This is a genomic window from Vibrio sp. RE86 (assembly GCF_013114545.1).
GTDB lineage: Bacteria > Pseudomonadota > Gammaproteobacteria > Enterobacterales > Vibrionaceae > Vibrio.
The window spans coordinates 1-3,191 of the sequence record NZ_VTXI01000047.1 but is presented as its reverse complement, the minus strand read 5'-3'; the positions used below and the strand labels follow the sequence as shown (position 1 = coordinate 3,191).

Genomic DNA, 3,191 nt, shown 5'->3' with positions numbered 1-3,191 from the left:
AGACCATTTTTCTTAACCAAACCACAAGGTAAGAACCAGCTTGACCACCAAAGGCGACCAACCCAAAACAAGTATGAACACTTCCCTGCCCAATGAGGCAACCCAACTAAGCACCAACAAGTGCCCTAGTCTCTTCTCACAACAGCGCCAAACAATGGTGAGTTGCCGAGACTACTGCCAAGGGAGGATGTTGCTTAAAAAAGAACCTCAAAGCGACTTTAAGTCAAAGAAACTAAAACCTAGCCTGCTCGACCTGACAATGAAGCAACCCACGAACATTGGCATGTTTTAAGGCCTAAGAGATTCAAGAACTTAGACCGACAATGCGGATTTGCTGAGTCTACTAGGGAAGAATTATTAGAGGGACAAAGAACTTGAGCCTAAGAAATTTAAGTCATTGAAATACAAGTAAACATAACGCCGCGTTAAGTAGTGAGCAGCGCGACCACTAAACGAAACCACTGCGCCATAAAACACTAAAGCCGATTCGAAGTGAAACCGCCGAGCGTTGCGAATCTGCCTTAAACGCTTTGTTAGGCAAGATTTTCGTGTGCTCACTAACTTGATTTGATACAGGATACCTTAAACATCATAAGCAACCAATTACCCACGAATTTTTTGTGATTCAAGAGCTACCGAAGCCACTATGTTATAGCCATGGTTCCAACAAACTCTGAATACGCGATAGCAACAACGATATTGCTTTTAGGACGCTGAGATTCAAATCTGCGAACTATCAGCTTTCAAGACAGCACTTATTAACTTGCCCTTTCCACACTTTGAGTCAGTGAAACTCACAACCGACTAACGCTAAACACCAATGAGGCAAGCCATGAAATTTGGCATGTTTTACGGGTGGAGTGATTCAAGAACTGGAGCCGACAATGCTGAATTGCCGACTTAGAAAAGCAGATAGCCAAAAGAAGCAAAGAAGAATAGAAATGAGAAACTCACCGTACCTTGCCTAACGCCGCATTAAGGTGTGAGCAACGCCAACCACGAAACTTAACCAGACCACCGTAAACACTAAACCCAACGATGGAATGAAAAATGCCATGCGTTGGGAACCACTCTTAAATGCTTTGTTATGTTTCTTTTAGCCAAGTTGTAGATTCAAGTTCTGGGTAAAACTTTAACAAAGCACCGATCGCAACCACAATACCGATATTGCTTAGATTAACTTTTTTCAACCTACTGTTTGAGTAGTAATCAAGCAGTTCATGGTACTTAGGACAATTAGATTCTAGTAAATTTTTGAATATTTCAAAATCAGGTGCTAGATGACCATACTTATTCTGATAAGACGAATCGAATATGTCATGTCCATACATGAAGTTGTACTCAAGTAACCCTAAGCTAGCGAGGTGCCGAATATTCAGCTCCGAAAGGTTAACTTCTGGGTTGTAAAAATTAAGATAAACTTTTTCTGAAAATTTTTCTATCAAACTAAAAGTAACACCTGTTCCCAATAGTGCTAAGTCATTTAAGAAGTATTTGAGTACAACGAAGTTGACTTGGTTCTTAGTTAATTTCGCAACCACCGAAGTAGCTAGCTCGATTGTCAAATCTAAAAAGTCATCGTTGTTTCTGTTAAGACGTTGAACTATTAGGTTTGATAAAATCTCTATGTTTTCTTCTGAACCTTTGCGAGAAACACCAATTACAGCTTCATTTGCGGTAGCTTGAAAATCAGGCTGAGCCATTCGCTCAGACTCGATTTTATCCAGTCTTTCGGCAATTTTCTTATAAGTAGTTTGAATTAAGCTATCTACATTTCTCTGAGCTTCCGCTTGTGCAATAGCCTCCATTTTGGGCATGTTCTCTAAGAATAAGAGCTGGAACAATCGCTCGCATTCCGACTGACTTAAACCAACATATTGATTTAAATCTCTACCTGCTTGGAATGCTTGAGCATCATTTTTTGCGACTAGCTTCTGCGTCACTTCTCACCTCCATGTTCTTAACATTCAAGTCGCGACCGACTTGGATTCCAACACCATTTTTTACTGTCTGTTTCTGTGAAATAGACTTTTTCTTGATGATTTTAGAACCAATAAATAGTGCCACTATTCCTACAAACAGACTAAGGTAAGTAGCAATGTCGACAAACGATAATGTATCCATTAATTAATCACTCCACTCTGAAACATAACGCCGCATTAAGGTGTGAGCAACGCTACCACGAAACTTAACCAAACCACCGTAAATACAAAACCCAACGATGGAATGAAAAATGCCAAGCGTTGGGAATCACTCTTAAATGCTTTGTTAACTGCACTTTTTCGCAATAACTAAACCATGATTACTACTACCAAGCAATGATGGTTCAGCACATGTAGAAAGATGATACTTCAACCAAGATTGATACTGTTGTTCGTTAAGTTGATTGATCTCTTGACCAATAAAACGAACATAACCATCTGTTGCAATGTGATTTTCGACACGAAAACCCGTGTGAACTGCTAGAGATTCAATTTCGGTTGGTTTAGCAAAGTAACCAGTTCTAAAAAATGAGTCTACGTCAGGTGAAGTTACTAAGCCGCTTTCATGTAACTCACTTAACACCGTTGGCGAAACTAAATCGTTAGACATTTTTGCGAGCAAACCAGCAACAAAGAAACGGCTGATATAAGCTATCGCAACAATCCCATTTGGTTTTAAAACTCGATTAGCTTCTTTCAGCACAGCTTCTCGATCTGACTTTGATTGTATGTGATAGAGCGGTCCCAAAATTAATACGATATCTTGACTGTCATTCTCTATAAAGCTGACGTCTGTTGCATTTGCTTCATGGACAGACAAGCTCAAAGACTGGCGTTTTGCATTATTATTGAGTTGTTCGACTAATTCAGGAACTAGCTCAACCGCTGTTACATTAATGCCTTGTTGAGCATAATGAAGGGAATAACGACCAGTCGCAGCACCAAGCTCAGTTAAATTGCTCGCTGGCTCGATATAAGGCTCCAACACACTCAGTGTTGTATCAAACTCAATACGCGTAATATTTTGTGAAAGAAGGCGCTTCTCTTCATCAAACTTTGCGTAGTACTCCATATATTCTTCTTGCACGACTTCCTCCTGTGCAGTTAACGCCCAATTAAGTAGTGAACAACGCTACCACTTAACTAAAACATTGTGCCATAAAACACTAAACTTAACCTAGAATGCAGATCGACAAGCGTTGTGAATCT

Annotated in this window: 1 protein-coding gene and 1 pseudogene; both read right to left on the bottom strand. The window is 39.9% G+C overall.

Annotation, left to right across the window (positions count from 1 at the left end; all coding sequences use genetic code 11):
- Positions 1-1,085: 1,085 nt before the first annotated feature.
- Positions 1,086-1,943 (bottom strand): LPO_1073/Vpar_1526 family protein, encoded by an 858-nt coding sequence (locus tag F0231_RS20570; protein WP_171761542.1) that lies wholly within the window; start codon positions 1,941-1,943, stop codon positions 1,086-1,088.
- 325 nt (positions 1,944-2,268) lie between these two features.
- A pseudogene (locus F0231_RS20565) lies at positions 2,269-3,072 on the bottom strand (class I SAM-dependent methyltransferase); the annotation flags it as partial.
- Between the last annotated feature and the right edge of the window lie 119 nt (positions 3,073-3,191).